The following is a 16,375-nucleotide window of genomic DNA, read 5'->3' on the forward strand; positions in this document are numbered from 1 at the left end:
AGCCAGGCGGTCACTTCGCTGCGTCGAGCACCGATTGCGGCGCGTCGCGGTTCAGCGAGTCTTTCCAGCCTTGGGAGACATTATCCCTGGTCACGGTCAGCGCGGGGGCGACGACGAAGGCGGGCGTCTCCTGCCCGAGCAGGGATTTCATGCCGACGGCAGCCATGGCACGGCCAAGCTCGTAGGCCTTGTCGGCGACGAGCGCCGCCACGTTGCCATCCTTGACCATGTCGAGCGCGACAGGCTCGGCAAGGTCCAGCGTCACGATCTTCGTCCTGGTGTTGCCTGCGCCGCGCAGCGCGGCGAGAACTCCGTCCGCGGGTTCGGCCCAGGTCACGTAGATGCCGTCGAGATCCGGATGTTGCAGCAGCATCGCATTGGCGAGCTCCTCCGCGCGGGCAGGATCGGAAATGCCCTGCTCCGCGACGATCTTGATTTCGGGATAATCGTTCTCGATGGTCGTCTTGAACGCCTGGTCACGCTGGTTCGTGACGTAATAGGTGGCGTCGTGGAAGATATAGCCGACCGTGCCCTTGCCACCGATGGACTTGGCCAGCGCATCGGCCGCCTGCTTGCCCATCTGGTAGAGATCGTCGGTCACGATGGCGGCATAGTCCGTGCCGTGCTTGTAGTCCTTCGGCACGTTCGACAGGAAGACCAGCTTGACGCCATCGGCGACGGCCTGGCGGAACGCCTCGGCCGACGTCACCGGATCGAGCGGCAGGGCGAGGATGACATTCGGCTTGGCGGCAAGCGCCGTCTCGATGTCGCTTCGCTGGCGGGCGGCATCGAACTGGGCGTCGGTCGTCACGGCGATGGCGATGCCGGCGCGCTTGAACTCGTCCGTCGCGCCCTGGCCGACGGCATTGGTGAAGTCCGACGAGGTGTGCCAGAGCAAAGCGGCCTTGTAACCCTTGTCCTTCAGCGCCGCGATATCGGCGTCGGTCAGCGTCACTTCTGCGCTCGGCGTCGCCGCCTCGCCGGCCGGGCCGACGGTCTGGGCGACGGCGATTGCCGCGTTCAGGACAAGGCCGGCGGCCAATGCCGCAGCCAGCCATTTCTTCATCTGCATGGTCTCACTCCCTCCTGGTTACGGTGCTCAGTCAACGGTTCCGCAGAAACGCACCATGAAAGCTGCAAAGCCGACGACGGCCGCGAGAAACTCCTCGATTCCGACATGCTCGTTATAGGTATGGCAATTGCGGATATCGCCGGGGGCGCAGTAGACCGCCGGAATGGAGAGCCGGTTCACGAAGAACGGTGATTCCGACCAGAAGGGCGCGCCTTCGATTCCGCCCCGGCCGGCCAGTGCGATACCCATCGCCTGAGACAGCAGCGCGACATCGGCGCTGCTCTCGTCGATCTCCGCCGCCGTGCCGCCGAGCGGATGGTCGCGGCCGGCCGGATAGGAAAACGTCACCGTGATCTCGGGATCGTCGATGGCTCCGCGCACGGCCGCCTCGATATCCGCCGCCGCCCGATCGAGGGATTCGCCCGGCAGCAGCTTGCGGATGAGGGACAATTCGCATTTGTCCGGCACGGCGATGTATCCGCCGCCGGTGAGCCCCGTGATCAGCAGGAACGAGCGCCCGACAAGCTTGTGCTCGGCGCGGGCGGAAATTTCTTCGGAGTGCTTCCAGAGCGCGCTCATCGCCTTGTGGCCGGCACGCAGCGCATCCTTGCCGAGCTCCGGCACGCCGAAATAGGCCGAGCGCCCGGTGATCGTGATATCCGTGATGAAAAAGCCGATCTGCGCGGGATAGACGGCAAGCCGCGTCGGTTCGACATAGACGACGAAATCCGGCCGTGCCACCGCACCGGCCTCGATACGGCCAACATAGTCCTTGATGCCGGCGGAGACGCCGGTGCCCGGCTGACCGCTCTCCTCGTCGCCGACGAAGGCGTAGGAGACATCGCCGGCGAGGGTGACGCCGGCCGCGTCGAGCAGTGCGAGCGCGGCCAGCGACGCGGTGATGCCGGCCTTCAGATCGCCCGCACCCCGGCCCCAGACCGCTCCGTCGACGACAGCGGCGCCGAAGGGGTCCTCGCGCTCCGTGCCGGCCCAGTTCTCACGCCAGCCATCGACATGCACGACATCCGTATGGCCGATGAAGAGCAGGCGCCTGCCGTTGCCCGCGCCCTTCCGCTCGCCCCACACGTTGGGCCGGCCGGGCAGGAAATCCGCCGTGGTGAGGCCGGAAAGGTTCAGCCTGCCCATCGCCTCCCTGAGATAGGCGACGACATTGCCCTCGTTTCCGGTGATGCTTTCGTGCTGCACCGCGCCTCGAAAGAGGTCGAGGGCCGCATCGCTGTCCAGCGCGGCCCGCAGGCGGGCTAGCAGATCGGTTTCGGCCGTCATTCCGCGGCCTCCTGCGAGGGATCCGCCCCTGCCGGAGGCAGCGAGAGACCCGCATTCGGCGTCACGACACCGAAGAGCGTATTGTGCAGCTGGCCAAGCCCGACCGCCGTCGCCCCGACCAGCGCCGCGCGCGCACCGAGCTCGCTCGAGACGACATCGACCGGATAGGGGAAACACAGCGGAAGGAAATGGCGCGCGCGCTCCAGAATTTCCGGACGCAGGCCGATAGAGCCGCCGAGGATGACGATCTGAGGGTTGGCAATGGCGCAGATCGCCGCGATGCCGCGCGCAACCTGCCGCCCGGTCTCTTCTATTGCTGATGCGGCGGCGCTGTCGCCGGCCGCCGCGCGCTCGAAAATGGCCGGCACCTCGATCGTCTCACCGGTCGAGGCCGCATAGCGCGCGATGATGCCATGGGTGGCGACGGCGCGTTCGTAGGCGCCTACCCGCAGGGATTCCGGATCGAAGGGATCGGCGCCGATCGGCAGGAAACCCATTTCGCCCGCGGCATTGGCCACGCCGCGCACGAGATTGCCGCCGATGATCAGCCCGCTGCCGATACCCGTTCCGAGCGCCACATAGGCGAGATTGTCGATGCCCTGCCCCTGGCCCTGCCAGCTTTCGCCGAGCGCGGCGAGATTGACGTCGTTTTCCAGGACCACGTCGAAGCCGAGCGCCTGCCGAAAAGCCGCCTGCACGTCCATCGCATCAAAATCGCGGATGTTCGGCGCCAGCAACACCCTGCCCGTCCTATTGTCCGGCGCACCGGGTACCCCCACGACGGCAAGCCGCAGTTTACCCCGCGGGACATGCCCCTTTGCAGCCATACCGAACGTCATTCTTGCGATCTGACGGATCAATGCGTCCCCGCCGGCCGGCTCCGTCGGCTCGACGTCCTGCGAGACGACCTGTCCGGCAAGGTCGGTGATGGCGACCCGCACCTTGGTACCGCCGAGATCGACAGCGACGATATAGGCGGCATCCGTTACCAGTTCATAGGTAACGGCGGTCCTGCCGATATGCCCGGAGGTCCGGCCGGTCTCGCGCACCCACCCTTCGAGCTCCAGCCCCGTCATGATCTCCGAAACGGTTTGCTTGGAAAGGCCGGTCTGCTTGGCGATGGATGCGCGCGAGATGGGCCCGCCCTGAACGACGGCCTCGACCACAGCGCGCTGGGAAAACTGCCTGGAAATACGGGAAGCGTCGACCACGGCTCTACCTAGATAATTCGTTCTGTTACCGAACTTAATAACTCTGGAGATAGGTGTCAAGTCACCCGCATCGTTGTGCCGTTCGCTTTCGACGATGCAGGCGATGGTAACCGTGCCTCCAGTTCCATTACCCTGCACCCCTCATGATAGGCGATGGGCTAACGCCCAGCATCGAGCGAACCGCCAGCGCTGCAGTATGTTTGATATCGGATAATGCGGATCGGCACGCACGGGCCATGACGGGGCGGCCGGGCACATGCCGGAAAATCTACAAACAGTACCGCAGGCTCAAGTTGTCGCTCAGTTCGGCGACGGCCGAAACCTCGATTCCCCGAATCGTGCTTCACCTTGCTGGATACTGAACGCCGGGTTCGTGAGATCCGCCGTCAGCAGGTTCTGGCATTTATGAGAGAGCGGGTAGCCGATCATGCAATTATTACCGGACCACCTCATCGGGCAGGCCGCTGCTTGCACGGCGCGGCAGGCGGCCGTTGAGGACGAGGTAGGCGAAGAGGCCGATCAGCAGGCCCCAGAACGCCCCGCCGATGCCGAGCAGCTTGATGTTGGCGGCCGAAGCCAAGAAGGTGATCAGCGCCGCCTCGCGGGAGGTTGGATCGGCCATGGCTCCTGCAAGGCTGCCGCCGATGGTTCCGAGAAGCGCCAGACCGGCAAGCGTGGTGATGAAGGTCGCGGGAAACGCCATGAAGACGGCGGCCAGCGTCACGCCGAACACGCCGACCAGCACATAGAAGCAGCCTGCCGCGATCCCCGCGATCCAGCGCTTGGACGGGTCTTCATGCGCTTCCCTGCCCGTTGCGATCGCCGCCGTGATGGCCGCGATGTTGAAGGCGTGGGAGCCGAACGGGGCCATGATGAGCGAGCCGAAGCCCGTGACGGTCACGATGGGATTGGCACTCGTCTTGAACCCGTCGTTCCGCAGCACCAGCATTCCGGGCATGTATTGGCCGGTCAGCGTGATCAGGAACAGCGGCAATGCGACCGAGAGCAGCGCATTCAGCGAGAATGCGGGCATGGTGAAGACCGGCGCCGCGAATTCCAGCTTCAGCCCCGACAGGTCGACGCGATCCTGCGTCAGCAGGAAGACGAGCCCGAGGACGAGGATGCCGACGACGGCATAACGGGCGCAGACGCGCTTCAATGCGACATAGGCGGCGATCAGCAGGCCGACCAGCAGCGGATCGATGCTCGCGCCGCCGAAGGCCCCGATACCGAACTGCAGCAGGATGCCCGCCAGCAGGCCCGAGGCGATCCCGGGCGGGATCAGGCGGATGACCTTCTCGAAACAACCCGACACGCCGAGCAGGACGAAGGCCGCCGCGGAAATCATGTAGGCGCCGACCGCCTCCGCATAGGGCGTTGCGGCGAGCGCGGTAACGAGAAACGCCGCCGCCGGCGTCGACCACGCCGTGATGATCGGCTCGCGATAGCGAAGGCTGAGCGCCAGCCCCGTCAGTCCGACGCCGATCGACACGGACCAGACCCAGGATGCCGTCAGTTCGGGGCTGAGTCCCGCGATCTTCGCCGCCTGGAAGACCAGGATGAACGTGCCGCCGTAGTTGACGATGACGGAGATGAGCCCGGCGACGATCGGATGGGGCAGATCGCTGAGGCGGATGGCGGAAGGCGCAGAACGGGACGACATGATCCTGAGAGGTCTCCTATTTCAAAAAGGGGGGCGCGGCGAACAGACCGCATTGACATCTAGCCGATGAATGGCCTGATGAGCCCGTCCATTTTCTCAACAAGGACCGGACCATTTGTTCAAGCATTCCCAACTCGAATCCGTTAAGGCCCGGGTCGCCCATCCGGCCCATGCGGCAATGCCGCTTCACGCGCGCATCCAGCGGGCGATCCGCGAGCTCATCGTCGACGGCGCGCTCGGGCCGGGCAAGCCGTTGCCGGCCTCGCGCGCGCTCGCCAAATCGCTTGCGGTATCGCGCGATACGATCGAAGCGGCCTACGCCCAGCTGCACGCCGAAGGCTTCATCGACCGGCGGGTCGGCAGCGGCAGTTTCGTCGCGCAAATGAAGCAGTTCACGTCCGGCCGCCGCCTGTCCCGGCGGGACACGCTCCTGTGCGGCCCGGCTCCCGACCTCAGCCGGCGCGGAGCGGCTATTTTCCGCAGCGGCGGCATCCGCGAGATGCTTTCGCCGCGGCCCTTCGCCCACGGTGTGCCGGAAACGCGCAGCTTTCCGCTTCGGCTCTGGGAGCGCCTGGAGCGGCAGGTTCGCAAAGAGAATGGCGTGCAAACGCTGCTGCACGGTGATCCGCAAGGAACCGAGCCGCTTCGCCGCGCCATCGCCGACTATGTGAACCTCGAACGCGGCGCACGCGCCACCGCCGACCGGGTATTGGTGCTGACCAGTTCGCAGCAGGCCATGTCGCTGTGTGCGACCGTCCTGCTCGATCCCGGCGACCGGATTTTCATGGAGGACCCGGCCTATTACGGCGCGCGCAAGGCCTTCGACGCGGCGGGCCTCGAATGCGTCCCGATCGGTGTCGACCGGGAGGGCCTCATAGTCGAGCAGATCATGGCCGCGCCGCCGGCAAGGGCGGTCTACCTGACGCCTTCCCACCAGTTCCCCACCGGCACGACGCTGGCGCTCGAGCGCCGTCTTGCCCTGATCGAATGGGCGGCCCGGCATCAGGCCTGGATCATGGAGGACGATTACGACAGCGAATTCCATTATGCCGGCAAGCCGACGGCCTGCGTGCAGGGTCTCGATCCGCACGACCGGACGATCTATATCGGCACCTTCACCAAGTCGCTGTTTCCGGGTCTGCGGATCGGTTATGTCGTGCTGCCGCCGCAGCTTGTGAAGCCGATGACCGTCGCACGCACATTGCTGGATGGACATACGGCGCCCATGGCGCAATTGACGCTTGCCCGCTTCATGGAAGGCGGGCATTTCGGCGCGCACGTCCGCAGCATGCGCGGCATCTATGCCGAACGCCTCGACGTGCTGGCCGGCCAAGTGGGCAGACACCTGGCGGATTTCATCGAGCCGCGCATTCCGGCCGGCGGCCTGCAGATGCCGTGCGTCCTGACCGCCGATCTATCCGAGCGCGCGGCCATCGATGCCGCGCGACGAGTGGGGATCGACATCCTCGGCCTGTCGGCGCTCCATGCTGCCAACGATCCGCAAGCCGGCTTCCTGATGGGCTTTGCCGCCTACACGCCGGCCGAGATCGAGGTGGCTGTCAGGAGGTTGGCGGAGGCGTTCCGGACGATAACGCGCGAATGACCGGATGGATTGAGTATATCACCGCAATACAACAAGCGTATGGAGACCATTCGATTCCGGCCCGAGCCGCAAAAAGGAAAACATGCTAAAGTCATCGCGCAGGATTTCATGCGACTGGACGCCCTTGAAATCGTCAGTCCCCTTTATCGCGAGCTCGTGGAACTCACACGGCGGCCGGCTTCAATGCCGGCCGGTATAAAAGGAGGAGTTCTGCGGCGGCAGTTGCCGGCCGAGAATGGCGTCGGCGATCTTCTCGCCGATCATGATCGTTGGCGCATTGGTATTGCCCGTCGTCAGCGCCGGCATCAGTGACGCATCGGCGATGCGCAACCCGCTCACGCCGTGTACGCAGCCGTCTTGATCGGTCACAGCCATCTCGTCGTTGCCCATCCGGCAGGTCGCGACGGGGTGGTAAGCGGTTCCGGCATTCTGACGAATCCAGGCAGCAAGATCCTTGTCGGAAGAAATGTCAGCGCTGGGCGTGACCTCCCGTCCGCGAAGCGGATCCCACGACTTCTGGCGGATGATCTCGCGTGTCTTTTTCACACCCTCGATCATCTCGTTGAGATCGGCATCCTCGGTCAAGAAGCCGATCTCGATTTTCGGGGCGGCCTTCGGATCGGCAGAGCGGAGCGAGACGCGACCGCGGCTCTTGGGACGCATGACACTGGTGAAATACTGAAAGCCGTCGAGCACCCTCGCCTCGCCACGATAGAATTCGCCGATCATCGGGAAGAATTCGTGCTCAATGTTCGGATAGGACACCGTGTCATTGCCACGGAAAAATGCTCCGACTTCGAAATAGTTGCTCGCGCCGAGCCCGGCCTTGGTCAACAGCCAGCGCAACCCGACGAAAGGCCGCCCCAATTTCGAGAGCTGTTTTGTCGGCGACACCGACTTGGTTGTCGTATACTGGATAGCCACGGCGACATGGTCCTGGAGATCCCGGCCAACACCGGGTAGATGGACCCTGCACGCGATGTCATGCGCCTTGAGCGTATCGGTATCGCCGATGCCGGAGAGCATCAGTATCTTGGGAGTATCGAACGCACCGGCGCTCAGCACAACTTCCTTTCCGGCCATCGCCTTTTTCACGACACCGCCAATCTCGTATTCGACACCCTGTATTGTGCTGCCATCCATGATCAGCCGCGTCACGGTCGCACCGGTCACGATGGCGAGATTGCGCCGCCCCTCGGCCGGACGCAGATAGGCAACTGCCGTGCTCTCGCGGACGCCGTTGCGAACCGAGGCTTGGGCGCGGTTGACGCCCTCCTGCTGGAAGCCGTTTTGGTCGGTGCTGAGCGGCAGGCCGAAATCCTGCCCTGCAGCAAGAAAGGCCTCGTAGAGCGGGTTTTCGGCACGGCATTGGCGCACATGCAGCGGGCCAGTCGCACCACGGTATTCGTTACCGCCCTTCTCGAAGGTTTCCATCTTCTTGAAGTAAGGCAGGACATGCGCATAGGACCACTTCGGCAATCCCCTCGCCGCCCAACCTTCGTAATCGAGCGGGTTGCCCCGCACGAAAACCATGCCGTTGATAGATGACGAGCCGCCCAGCACCCGGCCGCGATGCTGGTCGCTTATTCGCCCATTCAGTCCGGGCTCGGGCTCGCTCTTGTAGGCCCAGTTGTACTTCGTGCTTTCGAGTGGCAGGCCCAGTGCCGCCGGCATCCGCATGATGATCGAGCCGTCGCGTGGTCCCGCCTCGAGCAGCAGCACGCTGCGCGTGCCGTCCTCGGTCAGGCGGTTGGCGACCACGCAGCCGGCCGACCCCGCGCCGACGACGATATAGTCGTAGTTTGAGTTCTTCCCCATATCCGTCATTGCCTACCTCAATTGCATCCAGATCGTCTTGAACTGGAGATACTGGTCATGCGCCAGCATGGATTTTTCGCGCCCGCCAAAGCCCGACTGCTTGTAACCGCCGAATGGCACGGCCTGATCGCCTTCCGAGAAGCAGTTGACCGAGACCGTTCCGGCGCGGATGGCGCGGGAGACCTTATGGGCGATGTGCAGATTGTTGGTATAGAGCTGCGCGGCCAGACCATATTTCGTGTCGTTCGCGATCGCGACCGCTTCCTCGACGTCATTGAACGTGATGGTCGACAGCACGGGGCCGAAAATTTCCTCCTGGGCAATGGTCATGCTGTTGGCGACGCCATCGAACACGGTCGGCTCGATGAAGTAGCCGCCGGTCTGTTCGAGGATACGGTTGCCACCGAGCGCGACCAACGCGCCCTCGCGCTTGCCGGCCTCGATATAGCCCAACACCCGCTCCATGTGCTTCTGCTCGATCATGGCGCCCATCTTGGTGTCTTCAGCAAAGGGATCGCCAACCTTCCACGTCTTGAAATTCTCGATGACGGCTTCGAGCAGACGGTCCTTCATGCCGGCATGAACCAGCAGCCGAGAGCCTGCACTGCAGTTCTCGCCCTGGGAGAACAGGATGCCAAGAGCGATCTGTTCCACGACAGGACCTAGATCGTCGATATCGTCCATGACGATGACAGGGCTCTTGCCCCCCAGTTCCAGCAGCACGCGCTTGAGATTGGATTCAGCGGCATATTTGAGGAAATAGCCACCCACTTCCGTCGAACCTGTGAAGCTCAGGCAATCGACGTCGCGATGGCGGCCGAGCGCCTGTCCGGATGTCTCGCCATAGCCTGGCAGGACATTTATCACACCATCGGGGATGCCGGCCTCTGCCGCAAGGGCGGCAAGCCTGAGGGCCGTGAGCGGCGTCTGCTCGGCCGGCTTGATCACGATGGAGTTGCCGCCAGCAAGCACCGGACCGATCTTCATCGCGGTAATCGCGAGGGGGAAGTTCCAGGGGATGACAGCGCCGACGACGCCGATGGGCTCGCGAACCACCATCGAGACGATATCGGCGGAGGTAGGCGAAACGGCGTCATAGATCTTGTCTATCGCCTCGGCATGCCAGCGCAGCGTGGCAATCGCGTCCGGCACGTCGGCATTGAGCGCATCGAGGACAGGCTTGCCTGTGTCGAGGCATTCGAGGACGGCGAACTCTTCCTGATGCTTCTCGACCAGATCGGCAAGCCGCAGCAAGGCGACCTTGCGATCGCGCGGAGCAAGATTGCGCCAACTGCCCTTGTTGAAGGCGGAGCGTGCAGCCGCAACGGCGCGATCCACGTCCTCACGGTCGGTTTCGGCGACCGAGGCAACGACCTTGCCGGTGGCCGGGTTGATTGTATTGAAGGACTTGCCGCTGGCGGAATCGACAAAGCGGCCATCGATGAACGCCTTCGTTTCCGGTCTAATGGTTTCGGCCAGCCGGGCGAGCTCTTGAGCGGTGGACGACATGCTTGTTCCTTTCTTCTTGATGATTCAGCGCGGTCAGGTGCCCTTGGCGTCGAGGAAGCGGCGCGCAATGAGGGTGAGCATGATCGATCCGATACCGATGCAGACGAATATGGCATTGACGGAGGGAGTGAAGCCGAACCGCATCTGGTTCCACACCCAGACCGGCAGCGTCGGCTGCGTTCCGGTCAGGAAGAGCGAGACCACCACCTCGTCCACCGACAGCGTGAAACCGAGCAACGCCCCACCGATGATCGAGCCGCGCACGAGTGGCAACACGACATGCCAAACCGTTTTGGCGTAGGACGCGCCGAGATCGGTCGATGCTTCGACCAAGGCAGGATCCAGCCGTCTGAGCCGGCTGAGCACCGTCAGCATGATGACCGGCATGACGAATGTGCAATGCCCGAGCACGACGCGCGGAATACCTGTCGGGATGCGAAGCAACTGGAAAGCAAGCACAAGCGTGATGCCTAGCACTACACCCGGTATGGCGACCGGCAGCGTCAGCAATTGCTCCGAAAGCTTCCCGAAGGAAAGCCTTGCATAGGCGAGCAGGATAGCAAATCCCGTTCCGGCGGCGATCGAGATCAACAGAACCAGAAGCCCGACATAGAGCGACCGGTTCAGCGCCGCAAGCAGCGCTGTGTTGCTCAGTACCTCCTGATACCAGCGGAACGTCATGCCGCTTAGCGGGAACACCTGCACCGTCGCGTCGTTGAAAGAGAATATCGCGATGATTGCGAGTGGCGCATAGAGAAAAAGATAGGGCAGACAGAACAGCGCAAAGGCGAGCCAACGGAATAAAATGTTGCCGGCACTCCTGGCGCCTGCCGGTACTGACAGCATCCCACCCGTCTCGCCGGTCAGGATACCGGGCACGCGCGCTGTCCTGAACATGATGGCGAGAACGACGGCGACCGTCACAAGCAGCATCAATGCGAGCGCCGCGCCATAGGGCCAGTTGCCGACAATGCCGAACTGCGAGGCGATGACCATTCCGAGCATCGTCCCATTCAGTCCGCCGACCATCGACGGCGTGATGTAGTCGCCGACCGCCATGAGGAAGGCGAGCGCCACGCCCACCGAAGTGCCGGGACGCGACAGCGGCCATACGACGGTGAAGAAAGCCCTCAAGCCGCTTGCGCCGCAATCGTTGGCCGCCTCCGTCAGGCTGGGCGGAATGCGGTCGATCGCTGAATATGCAGCGACGAAGATGAAGGGGATTGAGACATATACGAAGGTGAGGAAGACGGCGAAGGAATTGTAGAGCAGCGCCGAACTCGGCTCCGAGATCAGACCCATCCGCAACAGGAAGGCGTTGAGCACGCCGCTCTCGCCGAGGATCACCCGCCAGGCGAAAACACGCATCAGCAGGCTGATCCAGAGCGGGATGACGACCAGCATGACCGACAGGAACCGGCCGCGCTCAAGAATGCGCGCTGCGTAATAGGCCATCGGATAGGCGATCAGCGTAGCAATCGCCGTGGCCAGCAGGGCGGTCGCCACTGTCCGCCAGAGCAGAACCCAGACGCCTGACGATTCCCACGCGCGCGCAAAATTCTGCAGCGTCAGATCGAAATTGGTCACGCCGTTCTTCGAGGTGAGCAGGCTGACGCCGATCAGCAGGATATTCGGCAGGACCACGAGCAGGGCAAGCCAGGCATAAAGCGACATTCGCGCGAGAATGCCGCACAGCACGGCTGGGACAGCGCTCCCAGTGTTCGGGTTTGCGCGCGATGCAAGGGCGACGTCAGTCATCAAGCACCACACAGTCTTCCGGCTTGAAGGACAGCCAAACCGGCTGGCCATGCTCAAGGATTGCACCACGCCGCGCCGGCGCAAAGGCGATGAAATCCTGGTCGCGGCAACGGGCCTTCACCTCGCAAGTATGGCCAAGAAACAGAACGTCGGAGACATGGCCTTTAAGCGCGACACCTTCGGGGCACGGCCGATCGGCGGGAGTTATGGTCAGCGCCTCGAACCGCAGGCCAAGGCTTATCGCGCCGGGTCGGCGGACCGCCGCCATGCCGAAGCTTTCGCCACACACCGAGACCACCGAGGAATCCGCCGAACCCGCCGCCTCTGCGGCGATCAGGTTGGACTTGCCAATGAACTGGGCGACGAAGCGACTGTTGGGCGCATAATAGATCTCGCCTGGACTGTCGAGCTGTTGAATGCTGCCGGCATTGACTATGGCGACGCGGTTCGACATCGACAACGCTTCGCTCTGGTCATGGGTAACATAGATGAAGGTAATGCCGATCTTACGCTGCAGGTCGACCAGCACATGCTGCATCTGCTGCCGCAGATTGAGATCGAGCGCGGACAGCGGCTCGTCGAGCAAAAGCACCCTGGGGCGGCCAACAAAGGCACGGGCCAGAGCCACGCGCTGGCGCTGGCCGCCACTGACTTGATGCGGCAGGCGCTCCGCCATCTTGTCCATCGCCACCATTTCCAGCGCCTCGGCGACACGTCGACTGCGCTCGGCCTTGTCGACCCCTGCCATCCTCAATGGATATTCGACATTCTGCCGCAACGTCATATGCGGGAACAGCGCATAGGACTGGAACACGGTATTGACGTTCCGCCGGTGCGGCGGAACGTCGGTTACATCCTGGCCATCGAGAAAGATGCGGCCGGAATCGGCCTGCTCTAAGCCAGCGATGAGGCGCAGCGCGGTCGTCTTGCCCGAACCGCTGGGCCCGAGGATCGAGAAAAACTCACCTCGCTCGATTGAAAATTCATCGATCTCAAGCGCTGGAGTCGCAGCTCCGGGATAGCGCTTGACGACATTCTCGAACCGGATGATTGCATCGTTACGTGCAGGCATGTCAGTTACCCCACCCGGAAACTAGAGGGTTCCAGCCTTGAAGTCGTTCCACATCTGGACGCGACGATCGACGCTTTCAGGCGCCTTGAACACAACCATCTTCTCCCAGAAACTGGGCTGATTCTGATCGATGATGTTGGTCTTGGCGAGGATATCGTCCTTCACACCACCCTGTCTGGCGCCCTCGTCGGTCAGTACGCCGTTGTTGAGTGACAAGGAGATGAAGCGGGACTGCCATTCCAGCGTCAGGTTGTCGTTGAGGAACTGATAGACTTCCGGACGATCGCCATGCGGGGTCAAAACCGCATTGTCGATCCAGGTCGGCGTACCTTCCTTGGGGAAGGTGTACTTGAAGTTCATACCCTTGCCCTGGAGATTAAAGACGATGGAAACGTTATTGCAGTAACCGATGACCGCGTCACCGGCCGCATAGATCGCCTCGGCGTCGTTGAAGCCGCGCGCGATGGTACGGACCTGTGGACGAAGGGCGGCGAGCACTTGGGCGCACCTGGCGAAGTCTTCGTCCGAAAGATTGAAGGGATCCGCAACGCCAGCCTGCAGCGCGATCATCGGGAAGGTGATATAGGCATCATCGAACAGATTGACTTTGCCGGCATGCTTTTCGTCCCAGAGCGCGGCCCAGCTGTCGGTGCCTTCGGTGACGACATCCGCGTTGAACATCAACGGCTGCGTTCCCCAACTATAGGGTACACCATAGAGATCGCCATCGACCGTGTTGCGTTCCTGATATTTGAGGTCGGGCGTTATGTTGACCGCATTGGGGAGCTTGGAAGCGTCAATCGGCACAATGAGGCCAGCTTCCTTGAAGCGCGGAATGGAACCCGACTCGAAATAGAGTACGTCGGCCTGGATCGCGCCCGACTGGGTCTGGGCAAAAATCTCGTCATTGGAGCCGGCACGAACGACATTGACCTTGACGCCGGTCGCCTTGCTCCATTCCGCGATCCATGCGTCCTCGTGATATGTTTCCCAGGTAATGATCGTAATTTCCGATGCTGCACGCGCATCGCGAATGAAGGCGGGCGCTGCGAGCGCTGCCGTTCCTGCCGCAGCCGCCGCCAGAAAGCCACGCCGCCCTATTTTCAAATCCGTAAAATTCTCCATCACTTCCCTCTTTCGGTTCCCTGATTATTGCCGGCGCCATGGAGCGCCGGGCTGAAGGCGAGCTGCCGAGCACGTCTTCAGATCCTGCCTCCGCACGACCTTCGGAAAAGCGGCTCATGCGTTTCGCTTTCGCATATTTTATACAATCTACACATCGCCTGCGCAACAGATTTCTGACGAGCTCGTCGAAAATCTCGCGCACAGCGGCGTGCGAACCTCCGGCAGGTCGCGCAACTGAAGTCCGATTGCAGTGGTAGTTTCGAAATGACGGCGATAAGCCCATCCTCCCTCTCCTCCAAAGGCCAGCCCGCGGCAGAGGAAGCCCCAGGACACCGCGTTCTGAGTCTGCAGGAAATCCAAGCCCTGGCCACGCGCATCCTCGTCAGACACGGGCTCACGGAACCGCATGCCGATGCGCTGGCAGACGTCATCACCGCCGCTGAACGTGACGAATGCGCGTCACATGGCACTTATCGCCTCGCCGGGCTGGTGCGGACCATCGCCGCCGGCAAGGTCAATGTTGCTGCCAAGCCGAAAATCCAATCAGATCAATCCGCCATCGTCAGGGTCGATGCCGATATGGGCTTCTCCTCGCTTGCCTTCACGATGGGGATCGACGCCTTGACGGAAAGAGCTCGGAGCCACGGCGTTGCCGCCATGGCGATCAATCGCTGCTTTCATTTCACCGCACTCTGGCCGGAGGTCGAGGCTCTCGCCGAGCGGGGCCTCGTATCGCTCGCCATGACGCCGAGCCACAGTTGGGTCGCGCCAAACGGCGGCCGGACGCCGCTGTTCGGCACCAATCCACTCGCCTTCGGCTGGCCTCGGCCGGGACACCTGCCCTACATCTTCGACTTCGCGACCAGCGTCGTCGCGCGCGGCGAGATCGAACTTCATCGCCAGCGCAATCAGCCGATTCCCTATGGCTGGGCTCTCGATCGGCAGGGAAATCCGACCAACGACCCGATTGAGGCCATGGCCGGCGCGCAGATGACATTCGGCGGCCACAAGGGTTCAGCGCTTTCAACCATGATCGAGCTTCTCGCAGGCCCGCTGGTCGGAGATATGACAAGCCCGCAATCCCAGGCTTTCGATGATGGCGACGGCGGCGCCCCCTGCCATGGTGAACTGATCATCGCACTGTCGCCCGACATGTTCATGGGCACGGAACGCGACAGGCATTTCAAAAGCGCCGAACGGCTGCTTGAGGCGATTCCAGCTCAGGGCGCCCGACTACCCTCGTCACGGCGCTTCGCCGCCAGGGCGCGCACAACGCGCGACGGAGTCCGCATCTCCGGCACCCAATATGACATTCTGATGCAACTGCTTGCGCAAGACGCAGCCGCCAATCTTAAGGAAAGACCATGAAAATCACCGGGGTGGACATCTACAAGTATACCGTCGGCTATGCCCACGGAACATACGTCATGTCTGGAGACCGTGTCGCGGCCACGGAAGACGGCACGGTCATCCGCATCCGCACCGACCAGGGTCTCGAAGGCTGGGGCGAGATCACGACACTCGGCAAGATCTACCTGCCGACCTTTCCAGATGGCATTCGGATCGCGCTGAAGGACCTCTCGGAGGCGCTGATCGGTACAGATCCAACCAATATCGGAATGGTCAACCGCATCATGGCCGGCACGTTGATGGGGCAGGAATTCGCCAAGAGCCCGATCGACATCGCTTGCTGGGATATTCTTGGCAAATCGCTCGGCCGGCCGATCTCGGCGCTGATCGGCGGCGTACTCAACGACCGCTTTCCAATCTACGAGGCAGTGCCGCTGGCCGCGCCTGAATCCATGGGCGAGTTCATTCGCGAACGGCGGGCCGCCGGCATCAATCGCTTCCAGCTCAAGGTCGGCAACAACCCCATGGATGATATTGCGCGGACCCGCGCCAGCGTGGAAGCTGGCGATTCCGAGACGATCATCGTGGCCGATTCCAACGGCGGCTGGTCGCTTGCGTCAGCGAAGCTCGCACTCCAAGGCATGGCCGGCCTCGCAGTCTATGTCGAGCAACCCTGCCGCTCGACGGCCGATTGCATCCTCGCGCATCGTGGATCAGCGCTTCCACTCGTTCTCGACGAGTCGATCGTCAACCACGACGAAATCTATCGCGCCAAGTATGAGTGTCGGTCCGGAAAGAAGTTGCGTAATCTGAGTCGGTTATGATTCCCTGGCTTTGAGATGATTCTTTTCGGGCAAGGCAGCGATGTGGACGACAGCGAACCGTGGAAAATACAAGCGCGATGGAT

12 protein-coding genes are annotated in these 16,375 nt (G+C 62.6%); 3 read left to right on the top strand and 9 right to left on the bottom strand.

The annotated features are described in order from the left end of the window. Positions 1–10: 10 nt before the first annotated feature. The 4 genes from SPHINGO391_RS01780 to SPHINGO391_RS01795 form a co-directional block, all read right to left on the bottom strand. Positions 11–1,072 (bottom strand): substrate-binding domain-containing protein, encoded by a 1,062-nt coding sequence (locus tag SPHINGO391_RS01780; protein ID WP_152007269.1) that lies wholly within the window; start codon positions 1,070–1,072, stop codon positions 11–13. A 27-nt stretch (positions 1,073–1,099) separates the two neighbouring features. Beyond that, the gene (locus tag SPHINGO391_RS01785) at positions 1,100–2,359 is read right to left on the bottom strand and encodes a M20/M25/M40 family metallo-hydrolase (protein ID WP_152007270.1); all 1,260 of its coding nucleotides are present in this window, start codon (positions 2,357–2,359) and stop codon (positions 1,100–1,102) included. Beyond that, positions 2,356–3,570, bottom strand: a complete 1,215-nt coding sequence (locus SPHINGO391_RS01790; protein ID WP_152007271.1) for an ROK family transcriptional regulator — start codon at positions 3,568–3,570, stop codon at positions 2,356–2,358. Before SPHINGO391_RS01790 ends, SPHINGO391_RS01785 begins: the two co-directional genes overlap by 4 nt. Positions 3,571–4,006: 436 nt before the next feature. After that, positions 4,007–5,233, bottom strand: a complete 1,227-nt coding sequence (locus SPHINGO391_RS01795) for a benzoate/H(+) symporter BenE family transporter (RefSeq protein WP_152007272.1) — start codon at positions 5,231–5,233, stop codon at positions 4,007–4,009. 115 nt (positions 5,234–5,348) lie between these two features. On the opposite strand from SPHINGO391_RS01795, the gene SPHINGO391_RS01800 reads away from it, so the two are divergent. Next, positions 5,349–6,836, top strand: coding sequence for a PLP-dependent aminotransferase family protein (locus tag SPHINGO391_RS01800; RefSeq protein WP_152007273.1), 1,488 nt, complete (start codon positions 5,349–5,351; stop codon positions 6,834–6,836). Between the two features lie 180 nt (positions 6,837–7,016). Here SPHINGO391_RS01800 and SPHINGO391_RS01805 read toward each other — a convergent pair whose 3' ends face one another. The 5 genes from SPHINGO391_RS01805 to SPHINGO391_RS01825 are packed head-to-tail and all read right to left on the bottom strand — an operon-like array spanning position 7,017 to position 14,118. After that, positions 7,017–8,663 (bottom strand): choline dehydrogenase, encoded by a 1,647-nt coding sequence (locus SPHINGO391_RS01805; RefSeq protein ID WP_210385742.1) that lies wholly within the window; start codon positions 8,661–8,663, stop codon positions 7,017–7,019. Between the two features lie 3 nt (positions 8,664–8,666). Further along, on the bottom strand, positions 8,667–10,163 hold the full coding sequence (locus tag SPHINGO391_RS01810; RefSeq protein ID WP_152007274.1) for an aldehyde dehydrogenase: 1,497 nt from the start codon (positions 10,161–10,163) through the stop codon (positions 8,667–8,669). Between the two features lie 33 nt (positions 10,164–10,196). Next, positions 10,197–11,921, bottom strand: a complete 1,725-nt coding sequence (locus tag SPHINGO391_RS01815; protein ID WP_130521233.1) for an ABC transporter permease subunit — start codon at positions 11,919–11,921, stop codon at positions 10,197–10,199. Then, positions 11,914–12,993: an ABC transporter ATP-binding protein gene (locus SPHINGO391_RS01820; protein ID WP_152007275.1), complete on the bottom strand. Its 1,080-nt coding sequence runs from the start codon at positions 12,991–12,993 to the stop codon at positions 11,914–11,916. The genes SPHINGO391_RS01815 and SPHINGO391_RS01820 overlap by 8 nt, the downstream gene beginning before the upstream one ends. Before the next feature lie 21 nt (positions 12,994–13,014). Further along, complete coding sequence (locus SPHINGO391_RS01825) at positions 13,015–14,118, bottom strand: extracellular solute-binding protein (protein WP_152007276.1); 1,104 nt, start codon at positions 14,116–14,118, stop codon at positions 13,015–13,017. A gap of 264 nt (positions 14,119–14,382) precedes the next feature. Here SPHINGO391_RS01825 and SPHINGO391_RS01830 point away from each other — a divergent pair, with 264 nt between their 5' ends. Further along, complete coding sequence (locus SPHINGO391_RS01830) at positions 14,383–15,486, top strand: Ldh family oxidoreductase (RefSeq protein ID WP_130521227.1); 1,104 nt, start codon at positions 14,383–14,385, stop codon at positions 15,484–15,486. Further along, on the top strand, positions 15,483–16,292 hold the full coding sequence (locus tag SPHINGO391_RS01835; protein ID WP_244615082.1) for a mandelate racemase/muconate lactonizing enzyme family protein: 810 nt from the start codon (positions 15,483–15,485) through the stop codon (positions 16,290–16,292). Before SPHINGO391_RS01830 ends, SPHINGO391_RS01835 begins: the two co-directional genes overlap by 4 nt. Positions 16,293–16,375 lie beyond the last annotated feature (83 nt).

The organism is Hoeflea sp. EC-HK425, from assembly GCF_902498795.1.
Classification (GTDB): Bacteria; Pseudomonadota; Alphaproteobacteria; order Rhizobiales; family Rhizobiaceae; genus Hoeflea; species Hoeflea alexandrii.

Bases quoted from the DNA above. Each gene is read 5' to 3' on its own strand.
- SPHINGO391_RS01780 (WP_152007269.1), bottom strand. From the start codon at position 1,072: ATGCAGATGAAGAAATGGCTGGCTGCGGCATTGGCCGCCGGCCTTGTC.
- SPHINGO391_RS01785 (WP_152007270.1), bottom strand. From the start codon at position 2,359: ATGACGGCCGAAACCGATCTGCTAGCCCGCCTGCGGGCCGCGCTGGAC.
- SPHINGO391_RS01795 (WP_152007272.1), bottom strand. From the start codon at position 5,233: ATGTCGTCCCGTTCTGCGCCTTCCGCCATCCGCCTCAGCGATCTGCCC.
- SPHINGO391_RS01805 (WP_210385742.1), bottom strand. From the start codon at position 8,663: ATGACGGATATGGGGAAGAACTCAAACTACGACTATATCGTCGTCGGC.
- SPHINGO391_RS01810 (WP_152007274.1), bottom strand. From the start codon at position 10,163: ATGTCGTCCACCGCTCAAGAGCTCGCCCGGCTGGCCGAAACCATTAGA.
- SPHINGO391_RS01815 (WP_130521233.1), bottom strand. From the start codon at position 11,921: ATGACTGACGTCGCCCTTGCATCGCGCGCAAACCCGAACACTGGGAGC.
- SPHINGO391_RS01820 (WP_152007275.1), bottom strand. From the start codon at position 12,993: ATGCCTGCACGTAACGATGCAATCATCCGGTTCGAGAATGTCGTCAAG.
- SPHINGO391_RS01825 (WP_152007276.1), bottom strand. From the start codon at position 14,118: ATGGAGAATTTTACGGATTTGAAAATAGGGCGGCGTGGCTTTCTGGCG.
- SPHINGO391_RS01830 (WP_130521227.1), top strand. From the start codon at position 14,383: ATGACGGCGATAAGCCCATCCTCCCTCTCCTCCAAAGGCCAGCCCGCG.
- SPHINGO391_RS01835 (WP_244615082.1), top strand. From the start codon at position 15,483: ATGAAAATCACCGGGGTGGACATCTACAAGTATACCGTCGGCTATGCC.